This window comes from Cyclobacterium sp. SYSU L10401, from assembly GCF_010993705.1.
Taxonomy (GTDB): domain Bacteria; phylum Bacteroidota; class Bacteroidia; order Cytophagales; family Cyclobacteriaceae; genus Cyclobacterium.
In genome coordinates this window covers 486,817-505,697 of the sequence record NZ_WOFO01000002.1, presented here as the reverse complement: position 1 = coordinate 505,697, position 18,881 = coordinate 486,817, and the positions used below count along the sequence as shown (strand labels likewise).

Annotated in this window: 17 protein-coding genes and 1 pseudogene; 16 read left to right on the top strand and 2 right to left on the bottom strand. The window is 47.2% G+C overall.

Going from position 1 to position 18,881, the window contains the following annotated elements:
- The first annotated feature begins 1 nt into the window (after position 1).
- The 8 genes and pseudogenes from GL182_RS07060 to GL182_RS24440 form a co-directional block, all read left to right on the top strand.
- Positions 2 to 3,211: an error-prone DNA polymerase gene (locus GL182_RS07060; RefSeq protein WP_163378935.1), complete on the top strand. Its 3,210-nt coding sequence runs from the start codon at positions 2 to 4 to the stop codon at positions 3,209 to 3,211.
- A gap of 186 nt (positions 3,212 to 3,397) precedes the next feature.
- Positions 3,398 to 4,171: an MlaE family ABC transporter permease gene (locus GL182_RS07055; protein ID WP_163378934.1), complete on the top strand. Its 774-nt coding sequence runs from the start codon at positions 3,398 to 3,400 to the stop codon at positions 4,169 to 4,171.
- A 4-nt stretch (positions 4,172 to 4,175) separates the two neighbouring features.
- Positions 4,176 to 4,922, top strand: coding sequence for an ABC transporter ATP-binding protein (locus GL182_RS07050; RefSeq protein WP_163378933.1), 747 nt, complete (start codon positions 4,176 to 4,178; stop codon positions 4,920 to 4,922).
- On the top strand, positions 4,919 to 5,902 hold the full coding sequence (locus GL182_RS07045) for an MlaD family protein (protein ID WP_163378932.1): 984 nt from the start codon (positions 4,919 to 4,921) through the stop codon (positions 5,900 to 5,902). The genes GL182_RS07050 and GL182_RS07045 overlap by 4 nt, the downstream gene beginning before the upstream one ends.
- Before the next feature lie 261 nt (positions 5,903 to 6,163).
- Positions 6,164 to 6,724, top strand: a complete 561-nt coding sequence (locus tag GL182_RS07040) for a type 1 glutamine amidotransferase domain-containing protein (protein WP_163378931.1) — start codon at positions 6,164 to 6,166, stop codon at positions 6,722 to 6,724.
- 73 nt (positions 6,725 to 6,797) lie between these two features.
- Entirely contained in the window at positions 6,798 to 8,117 is a 1,320-nt protein-coding gene (locus GL182_RS07035; RefSeq protein WP_163378930.1) for a peptidoglycan DD-metalloendopeptidase family protein, read from the top strand.
- A 236-nt stretch (positions 8,118 to 8,353) separates the two neighbouring features.
- Complete coding sequence (locus GL182_RS07030) at positions 8,354 to 9,979, top strand: sulfatase (protein WP_163378929.1); 1,626 nt, start codon at positions 8,354 to 8,356, stop codon at positions 9,977 to 9,979.
- A 59-nt stretch (positions 9,980 to 10,038) separates the two neighbouring features.
- Positions 10,039 to 10,158: pseudogene (locus GL182_RS24440) on the top strand (Uma2 family endonuclease); the annotation flags it as partial.
- A 249-nt stretch (positions 10,159 to 10,407) separates the two neighbouring features.
- On the opposite strand, the gene GL182_RS07020 reads toward GL182_RS24440, so the two are convergent.
- A complete protein-coding gene (locus GL182_RS07020; RefSeq protein WP_163378928.1) occupies positions 10,408 to 11,019 on the bottom strand; it encodes a Uma2 family endonuclease in 612 nt (203 codons plus the stop codon).
- Positions 11,020 to 11,399: 380 nt separating this feature from the next.
- Positions 11,400 to 12,500: an aldo/keto reductase gene (locus tag GL182_RS07015; RefSeq protein ID WP_163378927.1), complete on the bottom strand. Its 1,101-nt coding sequence runs from the start codon at positions 12,498 to 12,500 to the stop codon at positions 11,400 to 11,402.
- A gap of 434 nt (positions 12,501 to 12,934) precedes the next feature.
- On the opposite strand from GL182_RS07015, the gene GL182_RS07010 reads away from it, so the two are divergent.
- The 8 genes from GL182_RS07010 to GL182_RS06980 all read left to right on the top strand — a co-directional run bounded on the left by GL182_RS07010 (position 12,935) and on the right by GL182_RS06980 (position 18,879).
- Positions 12,935 to 14,314 carry an FAD-dependent oxidoreductase gene (locus GL182_RS07010; protein WP_163378926.1) on the top strand — a complete coding sequence of 460 codons (1,380 nt, stop codon included), beginning with the start codon at positions 12,935 to 12,937 and terminating at the stop codon, positions 14,312 to 14,314.
- 24 nt (positions 14,315 to 14,338) lie between these two features.
- Positions 14,339 to 15,436 carry a hypothetical protein gene (locus tag GL182_RS07005; RefSeq protein ID WP_163378925.1) on the top strand — a complete coding sequence of 366 codons (1,098 nt, stop codon included), beginning with the start codon at positions 14,339 to 14,341 and terminating at the stop codon, positions 15,434 to 15,436.
- A 173-nt stretch (positions 15,437 to 15,609) separates the two neighbouring features.
- A complete protein-coding gene (locus GL182_RS07000) occupies positions 15,610 to 15,816 on the top strand; it encodes a type II toxin-antitoxin system VapB family antitoxin (RefSeq protein ID WP_162417542.1) in 207 nt (68 codons plus the stop codon).
- Positions 15,813 to 16,196, top strand: a complete 384-nt coding sequence (locus GL182_RS06995; RefSeq protein WP_163378924.1) for a PIN domain-containing protein — start codon at positions 15,813 to 15,815, stop codon at positions 16,194 to 16,196. Before GL182_RS07000 ends, GL182_RS06995 begins: the two co-directional genes overlap by 4 nt.
- A 195-nt stretch (positions 16,197 to 16,391) precedes the next feature.
- Positions 16,392 to 16,694 carry a hypothetical protein gene (locus GL182_RS06990; RefSeq protein WP_163378923.1) on the top strand — a complete coding sequence of 101 codons (303 nt, stop codon included), beginning with the start codon at positions 16,392 to 16,394 and terminating at the stop codon, positions 16,692 to 16,694.
- A gap of 12 nt (positions 16,695 to 16,706) precedes the next feature.
- A complete protein-coding gene (locus GL182_RS24050) occupies positions 16,707 to 17,078 on the top strand; it encodes a sulfatase-like hydrolase/transferase (RefSeq protein WP_205603597.1) in 372 nt (123 codons plus the stop codon).
- A complete protein-coding gene (locus GL182_RS24045) occupies positions 17,042 to 17,512 on the top strand; it encodes a sulfatase/phosphatase domain-containing protein (protein ID WP_205603596.1) in 471 nt (156 codons plus the stop codon). Before GL182_RS24050 ends, GL182_RS24045 begins: the two co-directional genes overlap by 37 nt.
- Positions 17,513 to 17,892: 380 nt before the next feature.
- Complete coding sequence (locus GL182_RS06980) at positions 17,893 to 18,879, top strand: ThuA domain-containing protein (RefSeq protein ID WP_163378922.1); 987 nt, start codon at positions 17,893 to 17,895, stop codon at positions 18,877 to 18,879.
- Positions 18,880 to 18,881 lie beyond the last annotated feature (2 nt).

Sequence of the window (18,881 nt, the reverse complement as noted above, 5' to 3'; positions counted from 1 at the left end):
CATGCAAGAAACCGCCTATAGCGAATTGCAAGTGACCTCCAACTTCTCCTTTCTGCGGGGAGGATCGCATCCGGAAGAATTGGTGCAGCGGGCCATTCAGCTGGGGTACGAAGCCCTGGCCCTGACCGACAGAAACACCCTGGCGGGAATTGTCCGGGCACACGCGGCAGCCAGGGAATCCGGCCTGCGCTTCATTCCGGCCTGCCGCCTGGACTTGCTGGATGGTCCCAGCCTGTTGGCCTATCCCAAAGACCGGGACGCGTACGGGCGCCTATCTTCCCTGCTTACCCTGGGCAATCTTCGGGCAGAGAAGGGGATCTGTCACCTGTACAAAGCGGATGTATACGCCTATGCCCGGGATAGTGTTTTTATTGCAGTCCCTCCAACTAGCCTGAATGCCAACCTGGATTTTGAGCCGGCCTTTTATTCTTCCCTGGAAGAATACCGGGAGGCCCTGGGCGACAGCCTTTACCTGGCCGCCGCTTTTGCCTACAATGGCAGCGATCAGAAGCGGCTGTTTCGGATGGCGCAGCTGGAGCAAAGCCTGGGAATTCCCCTGGTGGCGGTCAACGATGTGCACTACCATGCTCCGGGCAGAAGAGCGCTGCAGGACGTGCTGACCTGCATCCGGGAAAAGTGTACCATTCAAAATGCCGGATTTCGCCTGCATCCCAATGCCGAGCGGTACTTGAAATCCCGGGAAGAAATGTACCGTCTGTTTCGGGAGTACCCGGCTGCTCTTCGCCGGGCGGTGGAAATTGCCGCCTCCTGTGAGTTTTCCCTGGATCAGTTGACCTACCAATACCCCGAGGAAATCAGCAGTGAAGGACGCAGTCCACAGGAGGAGTTGGAATTGCGTACCTGGGAGGGAGCCCGGGGCAGTTTCGGGGAGCAAATCTCCGAAGCCCTTCGGAATACCATCCGGCAGGAGTTGGAATTCATTGCACGGAAAGACTACGCCTCCTATTTTCTGACCGTATACGACCTGGTGCGTTTTGCCCGGAAGCGGGGTATCCTCTGTCAGGGGCGGGGTTCGGCAGCCAATTCGGTGGTTTGCTATTGCCTGGGCATCACTTCGGTGGACCCCTCCAAGTTCAAGTTGCTGTTTGCCCGCTTTATGTCCGATGCCCGGAACGAGCCCCCGGATATCGACGTGGATTTTGAGCACGAACGCCGGGAGGAGGTGATGCAGTACATTTACGAAAAGTACGGACGGGACCGGGCGGGCATTGTGGCCACCGTCACCCGACTGCATTGGAAGGGAGCAGTGCGGGACCTGGGCAAAGCCATGGGCTTGTCGTTGGATGCGGTGGACCGGCTTGCCAAGTCAGGGCACGAACTGACCAAAGAATGGCTGCAAGGCGAGAAAGTTTCCTCTCAGGGATTTGATCCCCGGGATTCCCATTTGCGAAAGACGCTGCTCCTCACCCGGCAGTACATGGGGTTTCCCCGGCAGTTGGGCCAGCATACCGGGGGCTTTGTGATCACCCGGGATCAGCTCTCCAACCTCTGTCCGGTACTGCATGCGAAGATGGAAAACCGGACCTGCATCGAATGGGACAAAGACGACATCGATGCCCTGGGTTTTCTGAAAGTGGACGTGCTGGCATTGGGCATGTTGACCTGCATACGCAAGGCGTTTGACCTGGTCCGGTCCCATTACGGACCACAGCTTACCCTGGCCAATATTCCACAGGACGATCCCCAGGTATATGAGATGATTAGTCATGCGGATACCCTGGGGGTTTTCCAGATTGAGAGTCGCGCGCAGATGTCCATGCTGCCTCGTTTGAGGCCCAAGACCTTTTACGATTTGGTAATTGAAGTGGCGATTGTACGGCCAGGACCAATTCAGGGAGACATGGTGCATCCCTACCTCAAACGGCGCAGGGGAGAAGAGCCGGTGGAATATCCCTCCCGGGAGTTGGAGGAAATTCTGGGCCGGACGCTTGGGGTGCCCCTGTTTCAGGAGCAGGCCATGGAGATTGCCATCGTGGCGGCAGGCTTCACCCCGGCGGAAGCAGACGGACTGCGGCGAAGCATGGCGACCTTCAAGGCGCATGGGCTGGTGAGTCAGTACGAGAAAAAGCTGGTGGGGGGCATGGTGGCCCGGGGCTACCAAGAGGATTTTGCCAGGCGGGTGTTTCGTCAGCTGGAAGGATTTGGCAGTTACGGTTTTCCTGAGAGCCATGCGGCCAGTTTTGCCCTGCTGGTGTACGTTTCCTGTTGGCTGAAGTACCACTATCCGGATGTTTTCGCTACGGCCCTGCTCAATAGCCAACCCATGGGTTTTTACCGACCGGCACAGATCGTTACCGATGCCCGCAAGCACGGAGTGGAAGTAAGGCCGGTGGATGTAAACCGCTCCTTTTGGGACCACGTGTTTGAGGAAAAATCCGGTCAGTACCTGTCCATTCGTCTGGGATTCCGGCAGGTGAAGGGATTGAATCAATCCGACATGCAGCTGCTGGTGGAGCAGCGGAAGAAACCCTATGACCATATCACCGACCTGATCAATGCCGGGGTCCCCAAGTCAGCCCTGGAGCGCCTGGCTGATGCCGATGCCTTTCGATCCCAGGGCCTCGACCGCAGGCAAGCCCTTTGGGAAGTGTTGGCCCTTCAGGGAAGGCCCATCGGTGTGTTTACGGGGCAGGTGCAGGAGACGCCCCAGGAAAAGGAGGTGTCCCTGCCAGCCATCCCCCCCATGGAGCAGGTACTTAGGGATTATGCCGCCACTACTCTTTCCCTGAAATCTCACCCCTTAAGCCTTTTGCGCGACCAATTGGATCAGTTGCGCGTAAGCCCCACGGCCCATTTGGGGAAAATGAAGGACGGGGCTTTTGTCAAGGTTTGCGGCCTGATTACCGTAAGGCAGCGACCAGGTACGGCCAAGGGGGTGCTTTTCATTACCGTTGAAGACGAGACCGGTTTTGCCAACCTGGTGGTTTGGGCCAAAACCTTTGAGAAATACCGATCCGTTATCCTGCAGTCCAAACTGCTGATGGTGTCCGGGAAACTACAAATAGAAGGAGAGGTAATCCACGTGGTGGTGCGCGCTTGTCATAACCTAAACAAGCTGCTGCAACCCAGTTCGGTGGAACAAAACCGCAGGTCGACAGGGAAGGGAGAAGCAGGCGGGGAAGTTTCCCAAACCTCTACTGGAGAAAAGGGGCAACAGGGGGAACTGTTTCCCTCCAGAGATTTCAAGTGAGGGGGGTTAATTAATCCCTTACACCCATAAGTCAGTTCTTGTTTTGGGAAATAACAAAAACTCCCTATGACAGGATATGGAGGGGTGTTTTGTTTTTTTTTTACCTGATTTTTATCATACATTGACCTGACCTTTGCAACGGCTTTTCTCAGGAAAGTTGATGAATTTGGGAGATGAAAGCAATGTATGGCACTACTGAATAAACTGAACACCCCTTTCTTTCAGGAAGTAGGAGAAATAGCCCGATTTACGGGCCGTTTTTTCCGGGAAGTCAGCAAGCCCCGGCAGGAGTGGGAGGAGTTTGTGAACCAAAGCTATTTTATTGGTTACAAGACCTTTACCCTCGTGGGTATCACCGCTTTTATCATGGGTCTGGTTTTGACCATTCAGTCACGCCCTACCTTGATGGAGTTTGGGGCGGCGTCTATGCTTCCATCCATGGTGTCTGTTTCGCTGGTCCGGGAGATCGCACCCGTAATTACAGCCTTGATTTGTGCGGGTAAAATAGGCTCTGGAATTGGGGCGGAACTGGGGTCGATGCGTGTGACCGAGCAGATAGATGCGATGGAGGTCTCGGGAACCAATCCCTTCAAATACCTGGTGGTTACCCGCGTTTTGGCCTCTACGGTCATGGTGCCCATTCTTTCCAGTTTGGCCATTGCGATTTCATTGTATGGAGGGTATTTGGGAGCGAATCTGAAAGGGGATGTCAGTTGGCCCTTGTATTGGTACCAGGCCTACAAAGTATTGATTTTTGGGGATTTTGTACCGGCTATGGTCAAGACAATCTTCTTTGGATTTGCCATTGGTATCGTCGGCTGCTACAAAGGCTATCATTCCCAAAAGGGAACCGAAGGAGTAGGACGATCTGCCACCACGGCAGTGATTGTGGCTTCGCTTTTGGTGTTTATTTTGGATTTGATCGCGGTGCAAGTTGCCGATGTCCTGGGACTTACCTGATTTTATGGCAAAGGGCGACTCCATCATCGAGGTAAATAACTTGAACAAATCCTTTGGGCAGCATCACGTGCTTCGGGATTTTTCACTTACTCTTTCTGAGGGAGAGAATCTGGTGATCCTCGGAAAGTCGGGTTCCGGGAAATCCGTTTTGATCAAATGCATTATCCGATTGATCGAACCGGACAGTGGTAGAATCACTATTCTCGATCAGGATATTAGTCTGCTGGATCAGGACGAAATGGATTTGCTTCGCGCCGATGTGGGCTTTTTATTCCAAAGCAATGCACTTTACGACTCCATGACGGTTCGAAAAAATCTCGAATTTCCTCTTCGCCGGCATTGGACGAAGGAGGAGCGTGCCAAAAACGCCGAATCGGCGGTAAAAGAAGCATTGGAGGACGTGGGTTTATTGCATACCATCGATATGATGCCTGCCGAACTCTCCGGAGGGATGCGGAAGCGGATTGCTTTGGCCCGGACAATCATTCTCAAGCCAAAGGTTATCCTATATGATGAACCGACAACAGGTTTGGACCCGATAACCGGTAGAGAAATCAGTGTATTGATGAACCGGATTCAAGAAAAGTACAATACCGCTTCCATCATCATATCGCACGACATGAATTGTATCCGAATGACTGCCAACCGAATCATCATGCTGATTGAAGGGAAAAATTATGCGGAAGGAACATTTGAAAACTTAATTAAAAACCGCGACCCCAAAGTGAGGGAATTCTTCGAAGGACTATGAGTACTGACAAAAAAATATCCAATGCAAAGCTAGGAGCTCTCGTGATTGCTGGTTTACTGTTTCTCGTCTTTTCGCTCTATATGATCGGGAGGAATCAGAACATCCTGGGAACATCCATGCACATCTATGTAGAAATGCAGGAGGTGAACGGGTTACTTCCTGGAAACAATGTGCTGTACAAGGGGATGAATGTAGGCACCGTAAGTGATATCAATGTATTGGATGAAAATACGATACAGGTGGGCCTATTGATTCGTAACAAAATGACTCCCTTCATTCTCAAAAATGCCCGAACCACCATCAATACCGACGGACTGATCGGTAACAAAATCTTGCAAATACACCCGCAGGAAGGAGATGCCTTGCCGATTGAAGAGGGAGATGTCTTGATTCCCCTGGAACAAATCGGAACAGAGGACATGCTTCGGCAACTCAATAGTTCGGGAGATTACCTGCAAAACACGCTGATGAATCTATCTGAAATCACTGAAAAGATCAATCAAAACCAGGGTCTTTGGAATACGCTTTCAGATACGCTAATGTTGGAGGAGATGAAAGGTGCTGTTCGTGCTTTCCGACGTGCAGGAGATCAGGCTACTCAGATGTCCTTGACAGGGAAGGAATTGCTGAAAAACATCGAAAATGGAGATGGATTAGCAGGTACCTTGGTTTCGGATACGGTGCTGACAGCAAGAGTGGAGCAAAGCCTGGAGCAGATCGAATCGACCACGGCTGAGACACAGGGGCTCCTTCAGCAGCTCAATCAGCTGGTCGAGGGAGTGAAAGCTGGCGAGGGAACTGCGGGCTTGATTTTGGAGGACTCGCTGTTCCGGGCTACCCTGATGCAGACACTGATCAATCTGGAGTCCAGCACCGAGAAGTTCAATACCAATATGGAAGCCATGCGGTCGAATTTTTTATTCAGAAGATACTTCAAAAAGCTGGAAAAAGAGGAGAAGAAAGCGACAATTCAGGATTGATTGGACGTCACGTTTCAGGTAGTTCGTGCCTATGTGCGCGATAATTTCCACTTGGTGCGTACTTTTTTTCCAGTAGAGCGGGTTTAAAGCAACAGGCGTAAAAGAATATCTGGTTTGATCAAATTACGATGCCCTGATTTACCATGTTTAATTAACAAATACGTTAATGGCATGGTAATTGGACCGTTTTTAGTCCTGCCCGATTGGATATTTCCAATCGGTAAGGAATGGAATCAATTATTAACCAAACTATTTTGTAACATGCCAACTTTAAATGACAAGTTCGTAGCTATTTTGACCGAAACCGGATTTGAGGAGAGTGAATTGAAAAGCCCCAAACAAGCTTTGGAGGAAGTCGGAGCTACTGTTCATGTGATTTCGCCAGCAAAGTCTATCAAAGGTTGGAAAGGCGGCAACTGGACAGAGGAAGTGAAAATAGACAAGCCATTAAGTGATGCCAACCCCGCCGATTACCATGCATTAATGATTCCCGGAGGGGTGATCAATCCCGACAAATTGCGGACCAACAAGGAAGCGATTGATTTTATTCAGTCCTTTTTTGAAGCAGGCAAGCCGATAGGTGCCATTTGCCACGGTCCACAGGTGTTGATCGAAACAGGTGCATTGGAAGGAAGGGAAATGACTTCCTGGCCCTCTATCAAAACCGACCTGATCAATGCCGGAGTAGCCTGGACAGACAGCGAATGTGTTTGCGATTCGGCCCTGGTGACTGCCCGTAAACCGGAGGACCTGCCTGCTTTCAATAAGAAGCTCATAGAAGAGATTCGTGAGGGAGTTCATGAAGAGCAGAAAACCTTGTAATCACCAGCTGGATATTAATATCAAGAGCGCCTGCCTTATTAAAACGGCAGGCGTTTTGCATTTTGAATGAAATATGAAAAATTTATTCCTATACCTGCTGGTATTTTTGTGCCTGTCCTGCCAGGGAACAAAAATAGAACAATTCCTGAGATCCGGTAGCCCCTATGACAAATACCTGCAGGACCTTAAAGCTTCAAGTCTGAAAGGCAATTCTATGGTCAGGGATTGGGAAGGAGTAGGAGTGCGGTCACTAGCTGATTCCAATAGGGTGGAACTTCCCTATAGGGAGTTGACCCAGTTTGATCCGGCTGTGCCGGAGGCAGCTTCTTTTTTGTTTTCGGCCAGTGAGGGGCAGGAAATTACGGTAGATTTGAAGTTACTTTCGGATACCACCGCTACCTGGTTTATGGATTTATTTCAGGTGAATGGAAGTGACGACCTGGAGGATTTGAAACCTGAGGGGAAAGAAAATACCATCAGGTATCCGGTAAGGTCGGAAGGGAGCTACCTGCTTCGACTACAACCCGAGTTATTGAAGGGAGGTTTGGTAGAGTTGTCCATTAGTTATGCTGCCACCCTGAGTTTTCCCTTATTGGAAAAGAGCCATTTGAATATTGCCAGTTTTTTCGGGGATCCAAGAGAGGGGGGTAGAAGAAAACATGAAGGGGTGGATGTATTCGCAAACAGAGGTACACCGGTACTGGCGGTCAGCAAGGGAAGGGTTTCCCGGGTGGGTAATAACCGATTGGGAGGAAAGACCGTAAGGATTTCATCAGGAAGGTATTCCTTTTATTATGCCCATCTTGATAGCCAGCTGGTGGCCGCAGGCACCAAGGTAAAACCTGGTGATACGCTGGGTACGGTGGGCAATACCGGCAACGCCCGCACCACGGCACCTCACCTGCATTTTGGAATTTATGCCCGGGGATGGAAGAGCATGGATCCGATTTATTTCTTTCAGGATGCACCAGAATTGCCAAAGTTACCAAAGGCTGACTCAGTATTATTCAATAATTGGGCAAGGGTAAAGGGGGAGCTGGTCAATCTGCGACAAGGCCCCAGCACCCGCAGTTTGGTTTTGGACAAGTTGGGAAAGCGAGAAGTATTTAGAATTGAGGGTAAAACCGCAGGCTGGTTAAGAATCAGGTTGCCAGATCAGCGGCAGGGCTTCCTGGCAGAAAATCTGGCAGAGGATATAGAAAGCCCCCTGGAGGAGCGGACACTTCAAGATTCGGATTGGTTAAAAGTAAATTGGAGGTCCTCAGAATTTCAACATCCCTCATTTTCAGGAAAGGCAGAAGTGTTGGGTAGCTTCGGGCAATTTGACCTGGTGACTGCCGAAAATGGTATCCAACTATGGGTTAAAAACCAAACGGCCCTGACTGATTTATAGGGGTTTTTAATTTTACCAAAACAATAATATGTAGATAAAATAGCTTGAGGCGTTTTTTCCTTTCATGGTACCTGTCATGAACAGGTGGGTTTAATTGGGAGCTTGGATTCCAAGTATTATTTTTAAATTTTCTACTATTTTGCCTATCTTCATTCCTTCAAAATGTTGATTGACATCCATTTGATAATGGTTTGGAATAGATGACTTCCTTAATCCAATGGTAAATTAAGCCCCATATGAAAACCCTTAGTTGCTACTCTTATTGCTTGCTATTACTTATTATCGCTGCGTCGGCTTGCCAGACAGAGCAGGAAGAAGAAAAATCCCCGCCCAACATCGTATTTATCATGAGCGATGACCACGCCTATCAGGCCATCAGTGCCTACAGCGATCAATTGATCCAGACGCCAAACATTGATCGGATAGCCAATGAGGGGGCGCTTTTTACAAGGGCCTCCGTCACCAATTCCATTTGTGCCCCCAGCCGGGCGGTGTTGCTTACCGGCAAACACAGTTTTGTGAATGGCAAAATAGACAATATGGCGGCTTTTAACTGGGAGCAGGACAACTTCCCCAAGTTGCTGCAGGCCAATGGTTACCAGACCGCCATGATAGGCAAGATTCATATGGATGGGATTCCCCAAGGCTTTGATTTTTCCATGGTGCTGCCGGGGCAGGGACATTATTACAACCCCGACTTTTTGATAGAAGGAGAGACGGTAAGAAAAGAAGGGTATGTGACCGATATCATCACAGATACCACCCTGGATTGGTTGCAAAATACCAGGGATCCGGAAAAGCCCTTTTGTGTGCTGTACCACCACAAGGCACCCCATCGGGAATGGGAACCCGCACCCAGGCACTATAAGGAATTTACCCAAAGGCAATTTGAGGAGCCTGCCACCTTATTCGATGATTACGAAGGCAGGGGTACGGCTGCCAAAGAAGCAGAAATGAATATTCTGGATCACATGAACTGGGCCGGAGACTCCAAACTTTACCCGGAGACCATAGAAGAATTAGGCATCAGCCCCACGGTGGTAGGTCCAAACAATAACAGTTGGGACATTCAAGCCTTTGAAAGGACCATCGGCAGGATGAACGAAGCCCAACGGGCCGAATGGGATGAGGTGTATGGGCCTATCAACGAGGATTTTAAAGAAAGGTATTCCAATATGTCCGAGGAGGAACTGATGAAATGGAGGTATCAACGGTACATGCAGGATTACCTGGGTACCATTGCAGCGGTGGATGAAGGGGTAGGCAGGGTGCTGGATTACCTGGATGAATCCGGGCTGGCCGAAAATACCATTGTGGTGTACACCTCCGATCAGGGTTTTTACCTGGGTGAACACGGTTGGTTTGACAAGCGCTTCATGTACGAAGAGTCCCTGCGCATGCCGCTGATGGTCCGTTATCCGCCAGAAATTGAGCCGGGTACGGTGATAGATGCGCTGGTGCAGAACCTCGATTTTGCGCCTACCTTTCTGGACTATACGGGGGTGGCTATTCCGGAGGACATGCAAGGGGAGTCCTTTAGGGGCTTGCTGAATGGTGAACGGGAAGATTGGCGGGATGCCGTTTATTATACCTATTACGAATACCCTTCTGTACACATGGTGAAGCGTCACTATGGAGTGGCGACAGACCGGTATAAATTGATGCATTTTTACTACGACATAGACGAATGGGAGTTATATGACCTGCAGGAGGATCCCAATGAGATGGAAAACCTCTACAACAACCCTGAATATGAAGAGGTACAAAATGAATTGCACCGCAAACTGGAAGCCTTGCGGGAGCAGTATGGCGACTCCGATGAGCTGAACCAGCAGTTTATTGACCGATACCTGAACCAATAGAATGGAAGATTGGCCATAGCTTATTTTCTTAAAAGATTAAAAATCAGTATATTAAAACCATGAATTCCAAAAAGAAGGACCCAGTCAATGAGCCGAATTTGGAATATGACAACTATTCCTATGCCGATTACCTGACTTGGCAGATGGAGGAAGTGGTGGAATCGAAGGTGATCAAAGGGTTTGCACTGGATTTGGAGGAGTTTTTTGGAGATATTGAATAATATAAATATTCAATTTCTAATCTTGTTACAATATTATTTAGTTAAGATTCATTTCGGTCAACAACTTTTCCAAAGTTAGTTCCTGACCGTCGGGAAAAATTATAATAAGTGAAAAACTTTGGAAAAGTTTCTTTGAATCCGGTTAGTAAAACCTGTTCATTCCTTGCTGAGGTTCTAGCCATAAGCCACTATATTGACCAATACATCTTATTTGATTTCCGCAAAAAATGCTTCCAGGTCCAATTCAAACTCCGGTACAGTAGAAGACTTTGCTGTATCTCCGGAAGTCATCAGACGGGAACTGTGGTATTTGCCTTGGGTCAGGGTGTAAATCAATAATGTCTGTCCGGCTGCATCCATTAGCCAATATTCCTTTACCCCGGATTCTTCGTAAACCTCGTATTTATGTTGGAGTTCTAGCTGTTTGTTTCCCGGAGAGAGTACCTCCACCACTAGATCAGGTGCACCGATGCAGCCTCTGTCATCCAATTTGTCGAGGTCACAGACCACGCAGATATCCGGTTGTACGACAGTAAATATTTTATCATCTTTTTTGGATTGGACAGGAAGCCGGACATCAAAAGGGGCAATGTAGGCCTGGCACTTTTTGCCCTTCAAAAACAGGTTTAATTCTGTATAGAGGTCTCCCGTTAGTCGTTGATGAATCCTGTTTGGAGCTGCGGAATCTTTTTTGAAAACTTTACCCTTGATCAGTTCGACCATTTCTTCTATATCCCAGGACAGGTAATCCGTATAGGTATACCGCCCATAACTTAAATCCGGTACTTTAACGGAAGGTTTGGCCTTTTCTTTTTCCATACCTGAATATAACAAATTGGAAGCAATTTTTTTCATGGATCAAAAAAATCTCGCTTACAGTTGCTGGTCTAAATGTTTCAAATAATTATATGTACTTTGAATTCCCCAATCGGATGGACGATCACCTGTCCAGGAATTGTATGAAATCTGTTCTAATAAGGGGAAGCAGGTAAAGTAGGCGAGCAGTATTTTCCTTATTGGAGATTATATCCTGTTTTCATGGCTTCGATCTATTTTTTTCTGATGGAAATGCCCTGCCAATGGCCACCTATCAACATGACCATTATGAAGCCATCACAGGAGGCCCTGATTTTATGCATGTCCTTTTGCAATTATACCATCGGTATTAAAATATCCCCACCCTAAATAAATTATCGAAATCACTGTGGCCAGGGCGCTTTTTCCGAAATCAGTTTTTTCTCTACCAACTCCTCCCAAAAGCCCTTAGGAATTTTTACTTTCATGGCTTCCACATTCGCCTTCGCCTGATCGGGATAGCGGGTCCCGGGGATGACTGCCGATACTACATCCGGGGCCGCAGAAAACTGCAAGGCGGCAGAGATCAGGTCTATCCCATGCCGTTTGGCAATTTCGGTCATCTGACGCCTTTTCTCCTTAAACCCTTCCGGCATCTCCCCCCAGTAATTGTACCGGTCTATGCCAGCCAGGAATCCGGCGTTCAAGGGAGCACCCACCACAATGTCCACTCCTTTTTCGGCACAGGCAGGAAACAAACGCTCCAGGGCATCTTCATGGTACATGAGCGAGTACTGGGTCGCAGAAAGGCAGACATCCGGATCGGCCACTTTGAGGGTTTCCAGTATGGGTTCGATGCGATTGACTCCCAGGCCCCAACCTTTGATCAGGCCTTCTTCCCGCATTTTCGTCAGTTCGGGCATAGCCCCTTCGGCAGCTACTTTGAAGTGCTCTTTCCAATTGATGTCTCCATTTTCGGGAGAAAGGTCGTGTATAAAAACAATGTCAATGCTGTTGATGCCCAGCCGCTGCAGGCTGTCTTCTACGGACCTGCGCACACCGGAAGCACTGTAGTCGTATTCGTAGTCAAAGGGCGAGGCATCTTTCCAGGAATTGTTTCCGGGTGCCTGCCTTGCGGCTTTTAATAGTCTGCCTACTTTAGTGGCCAGTATATAATCTTCCCGCTTTTGATTGTGAAGAAAACGTCCAAACCGCCTTTCGCTAAGTCCCAGTCCGTACCAGGGGGAAGTATCAAAAAACCGCACCCCGGCCTCCCAGGCACCTTCCAGCGCCAATTGGGCCTGTTCATCCGTGGTAGGTCTGAAACCATTGCCTATGGCCACACCCCCCAGGCCAAAGTTGGCCGGAAGAGGGACCTTGTCAAATTTTGCTTTCGAATTCATAGCTGCTGTCGTGTTAATATTAAATCCGGGCAAGATGGAAGCCATACCGGAGAATGCTCCCAATTGCAGGGATTTATAGATGAAATTTCTTCTGCTGTTCATAAGGTATGGTGTAAAGTCCGGCAATCCGCCGGAATTTTTGATCAGTGGCTCCTATTTGAACCCGAAATTGGCAGATTGGATGTATGTTTTCCAGTTCTTTATGGAAATCCGCATACATCCTATCGTAATTATCAGCTTAAATTTACTTGATTTTTGGTTGAAGGGCAACCTTAATCCACTCAAATGCCTGCCAATTTTCTTTGCCATTCACTAGGGAGTCGTTTTATTTGGGTGGGAATTGGATAAGATCATTAGGGAGGTGGATAAAAGCAGGGTTTATTTTTAAGAAGTAGGGAAACCTTCTGGTAGGTAAATGCTTTTGTCCAAAAAGCAGCTAATTCTTTTTATATTCACGGATTAATCCCGGGTCATTTTCAGTCCTGGCAGGTTTTTAAAACCTTCCAGGGCTTTCAAGCTATGCAAATCAATAAAAAATGAAACGAAGAGAAATGATAGCCAGAATGGGAGCGATATCCGTAGGATTGACCGCCCCCCAACTTTCCAAAGGGGAAGTTCTGGCAGCACCTTTTAAAATCAACCAGCAGAAAATTGAAACCAATGTGCTGATAGTCGGAGGAGGTACCGCCGGCGTTATTGCCGCCATACAGGCAGGCAGGGCAGGAGCCAAAACCACTCTGATTGAAAGTGGCAGTCAACTGGGAGGAACTACTACTACCGGAGGGGTATCCTTCCCTGGAATATTCCATGCCTGGGGAAAGCAGATTATCGGAGGAATAGGATGGGAACTGGTGATGGAAGCGGTAAAACTAAACGATGATATCCTGCCCAATTTCTCCATCATTCCCAACAATGATACCATTCGCCATTGGAGACATCAGGTAACTGTAAATAAAGCCCTTTATGCCCTGCTGGCAGAGGAAAAGTGCACGGAAGCTGGAGTGGACATTCACTTTTATGCAACGCCTACAACCATTAATTTCACCAACGGAAAATGGACGGTTAAAACAGTCGGAAAAGGAGTTGCCAATGAAATCATTTGTGATCAGATCATCGATTGTTCCGGTAATGCCGCCGCCGCCTCCATAGCAGGATTTGACTTATTGAGAGAGAAAGATACCCAACCAGGATCATTTATCTTTCGGATTGGGGGTTACGATTTCGATTCGCTGGACCTTTCCAAGATCCCGAAAGAATACCATGGGAGACTCAGGCAGAATATGCTCATCAACGACGAGGTGAAGGTGGATTCCTCAGTGAATAATTTCCCTCCTACTGTACCCTACAATTATGTCTATGTGCATGGGGCCGACTCGTCCACAGCGGCCTTACATACAAAAGCCAATATAGAGGGCAGGGCTTCCCTTTTGGAGCTGATCAGGACATTGAGAACTTTCCCGGGCTGTGAAAAATTAAAATTAATGGATGCCCAAACTGAAACTGCTGTGAGGGAGACCTTCAGGATAGATGGACTTTATAAGGTCACCCATGAAGACTATGTTTCTGGAAAAGTATTCCCCGATTCCTTGTCTTACTCGTTTTATCCAATAGATTTACACCGAAACGGGGAATCCATTTACCAGGAGTTTCTGAAAGAGGATGTGGTAGCTACCATACCCCTGCGGGCGTTGATTCCCAAAAGCAGCCGCAATTTCCTGGTGGCCGGGCGTTGTCTGAGTAGCGACCGGCTGGCCAATTCTGCGCTGAGGGTGCAGGCATCTTGCATGGGAATGGGACAGGTAGCGGCAGCGGCGGCTGTTTTGGCCATCAAATACCAGGTTACACCGGCTGAAGTCCCCCTGGATGCGTTAAAAAATTTACTGAGAGAACATGGGGGGATTGTGCCGGAGGCCTGAGCATTACTTACAAATCAACGATAAATGATCCATTGGATAAAGGGATTTTTGATCGGACTTTCATTGATCCTGTTTTTTTACGAAAAAGAAGAGGATATCCGGTATTTTCAACCTGCGACCATACCCATAGCGGATTCCTCCCGGTTGATCACTGTATCCATCAACGATTCCTTGTACCGGCAAGAAATGACTCCGAAAGAGGGTGCAGCAGGTATTCCCCTGAATTATTTTATGGACCTGCATACAGGGGTATGTTATGATAACACGTGCCGTCCCTTGAAAATACGGGTTTACTGGAACATCACAGGCAGGTACCTGGGTTTTGAACTGCTGGATGGGGAGTACCTGAGCAAGTACGACCATGAACCCTTCCTTCCGCCGGAATACGGGCAATTACACCGGCTGCTGGCTGACCCCTTCCTGCCCCTGGGTAATTATTCCTTTGAAAATTTGGTAACCAATACAGCTGAAACCGACAGTTCAATAGATGGTGTATCGGGTGCTACGGCAAAGGATGTGCTGGAGTATGTCGTACCCGGTGCTGCCTATACTACCCATAAACTATACCAGGTAGTCCATGGTCCGGTCCAACAGCAGGTCATGGAGCTGACAGAAAAACAACTTGATCCGTATTTGTTTACCGAAATCCTTCAAAGTACGGATCAAAGTGATCGGACCTGGGCATTGGAACGGCTTGCTTTACTTACCAAACTGGATGATTCGGTGATTGATGCCTTTATCGGAATACTCCTTGAAGAAGAATATTTCCAGTCCTACCTATTACTGAAATCACTTACTATTGAACAGTTGGAATCGGAGGATTTACAACTTCAGCTTTTCAAGCTTATTGGTGAAGTGGACGCTGGTATTGAAAACATGATTTTTGATCAATTGACAGTGGCACCCCATTTAAATCCGGTAATGGTGGAAAATTCAATTGCTTTCTTACCAAAATTGAATGGTCCGCAGCTGGTAAAGCTACTGAAGTTATATTCAGACCATGGGATTAATTCAGCCAATTTAAATGAAGCACTAGGCGGAATGATACCCCATGAAAACAGTTTTGTGGAGCGGCAGGTACTGCAGTTTCTGGAGAAGCAAGGCAGGAGTCCTGATCATTAAAGGGATACTTGTTGTATAGGGGAGACAGTTGGCTTTTTCTATTGTGGGAGTTAAATCGCTTACAGCTCCACCAATTTAAGTAAAATCCTGTTGGTCTAGATTTTTTAGAATTTTGCTTTTATTAACTGGTAAAAATACGATACTTTATCGTATATTCGTAAAAAGTTAATAATATGAAAGTTACAGCCATTATTCCTGACGAGTTGATAGCGGAAGCCATGGAATTATCCAAGGCAGATACAATCACAGAAACGGTAAAAATCGCTTTAATTGCTTACATCAGAACCCAAAAAATCAAGCAATTGGGAGCCACGGTTTTGAATGAACCATTGGCGTTTAGGTACGCTGCGAAGGAAATACGGGACTTGAATCGCGAATGAGAGGTGTTGTGTTCGATACCTCCATCTGGATTGAATACCTGAAGGGAAATCCCAGATACTTTACTGTTTGCCAGGAACTTCTTGAGCATGGCAGGGTGTTTGGCCTTGAGCTTATTTTTGCCGAACTGTTGCAAGGTGCAAAAAGCAAAAGAGAGGTAAATGTTATTCTGGAATATGCATCTTTGGTTCCTACTTTGGATGAACCTTTTTTGGTGATGGCATCAGGTTTACTTTCTTATCATTCTGGCTTGGTTCATCATGGAGTAGGAATAATCGATGCGATAATTTTTAATGCAGTACAGAAAAACGAACTCCAACTCTGGACGTTGGATAATAAATTGAAGCAAGTTGTAGGGTATGATTTGTTGTTTAATCCTTAAAGCTTATCTTCTTCAATCTGGGGACTGGGCCTGTCGAAGTCCAATCCCACTCAATCTTTTTCCTTCAATCTCTAATGAAGCTGTACGAATTATACCCGTTGGCTAACTGGTCATTTGGCCTCAAAGGAAAATACTTAAGTCATAATATAAAACTCCTTACTTGATTTTTCCGAATTTTTCATTCAATTTAAAATCATGGAAGCCAATCCACTATCCTTTTTTCATCCCAGGGAACTGCATAGCAATACGAGTGTCCTGACCATGACAGCCTATGTACTCAATGGTTTGATGGTATATTTGAACTGGCCCCACTGGGTGGGTTACCTGTCATTACTTATTTTGACTGTTAATATCATCCTGATAGGCATGCTTTTTTACCAGGTATTGAATGACGAAGAAGAAAAAAATAGGCGCAGAAATTGGTTATTTGCTATTTTAAGGACAGTTATAAACCTGGTACTCTTGTTTTTGGTGCTTTACCACATGGAATTTATCTGAATGTTGCCTGTAATGAAAAAAATCGACCCTGTTTTATCCTGTTTTATTTTCCAACTTGTTTTAAACATGGGCTTGTTACAGGCCAAGCAAGCGTCACCACCTAATATCCTGATGATTTCCGTGGACGATCTCAACGATTTTATCGGCGGTATGGGCCATCCGGATGCCCATACACCCAACCTGGACCGCCTGATAGCCCGGGGGCTGTTGTTTGCCAATGCCCAGTGTCAGGCCCCCATGTGCAGCCCGTCCAGAACGGCCATTATGACCGGTTTAAGGACTTCTACCACAGGTATTTATGGGTTTATCGGGGACAACCAAATCAAGGAAACGATACCTTTGCCAAAGTGGCACTTTGGAATAGAGCCACTCTTTCCCCATTGATCTTTGCCGGCCCCGGTATCCCAAAAAATCAGCGGGTGGATGCGCCGGTGGATTTGTTTTCCATTTATCCCACCCTTACAGACCTGGCCAAACTCCCCAATCCCCAACATATGGAAGCCAAAAGCATCTATCCCCTCTTAAAAGACCCCAAAGGTAAATGGGAAACTCCTGCCATCACCACATGGGCCCGAAACAACCATGCGGCTGTCAGCCGGGAGTATCGCTACATCCGCTATGAGGATGGTTCCGAAGAATTGTATGACCTGAATGAGGATCCAAACGAGTGGTACAATGTGGCTGGAGAAGGAAAATATTCATCCATCAAATCGGAGTTGGCGCAGTATCTCCCCCAAATAAATGTAAAATGGGTAGAGGCATCCCGCTATGACAACAATGACTATTTTCGAAAACAAAAAGCGGAGCAAAGTGAATAGGGATTCAGTAATTATAGCTTTGGAAGCAGGATATGATCTATCAGGAGTTAATGAACAGCTTGGTTTAAACCCTTTTTATACTTTCCGTTAAACCTTACTACCTGTTGCCTTAGGTCGCCGAAAGCCAATCCCGTCATCTTTCTTAATCTTCTTCAATCTCTCTGAACCCAGCACCTGCGGCACCTGAGCGGGTCAGTCTGAAAAATAGCAGCCCAAAATGGCAGCTTGTCCAAAGTCAAAACTTACAATCTGAAAAAAATAATCCAACTTTTGCTATAAAGGCAACCAAAACCAGCTATTATTTTTCCAAAAATTGGCCTAAACTTTATTTTTTAGATTAACTTGGGTCTTAAATCCTTATCCAATTATCCAAAAAACCCATGGACCTAGTCTTTTCCTTTTTCAGTAATTTTGGTGAACGATCTATTTTGGTGTATTGGATTCGGTTAGTGTTTTTAATCAATTTATTTTTAGTAACTAAACCCGAAATCCAGGCGCAACAAACCAACAAAATCAAAGTCTTAATTGTGGATGGATTTAGCAACCACGATTGGCAACAAACTTCGGCCGTTACCCGATGGATTTTGGAAGAAAGCGGTTTGTTTAAAGTTGACATCAGCACATTTCCTGAAGACAGGATGGCAAGGCAATCCTGGCTTCCAACATTTGACCAATATGCCGTGGTCATTCAAAACACCAATAATATCCACAATTCAGATTTAAGGTGGTCCATAGAAGCCGAAAAGGCTTTGGAAAAATACGTGCGGCAGGGAGGTGGATTATATATCCTTCATTCGGCCAACAATGCATTTGCCCATTGGGAAGCTTACAATGAAATGATAGGGCTGGGTTGGAGATCCCAGTCGGTGGGTATGGCATTGGAAATTGATGCTAAAGGAGATTTAAAACGATACCTTCCTGGTGAGGGAAGAGGCACCGGGCATGGTGACCGTTTTAATGCCCTTATCCAAATTTTAAACAGACACCCCATCAATCAGGGATATCCGGATACCTGGCAGACGGTAAATACTGAAGTTTATTACTTTCCCCGAGGTGATGCTAAGAATATTGAGGTACTGTCTTATGCTTATGATAGCACCAGTACCCACCAAAACTGGCCGGTAGAATGGGTGGTGGATTATGGAAAGGGAAAAGTGTATAATTCCAGTTTGGGTCATCTTTGGGAAGGGGAAACCTATCCCCCGGCTTACCGCTGCGCAGGTTATCAAACTACTCTGGTTCGGGTCACTGAATGGCTGGCAACAGGCAAGGTGGATTTTCCGATCCCCCCTGATTTTCCTACAGCTGATTCACCTAGCCTGAGGCCCCGGGAAGCCTTCCATCAAAGAAAAACAGAAACGCCATAGCA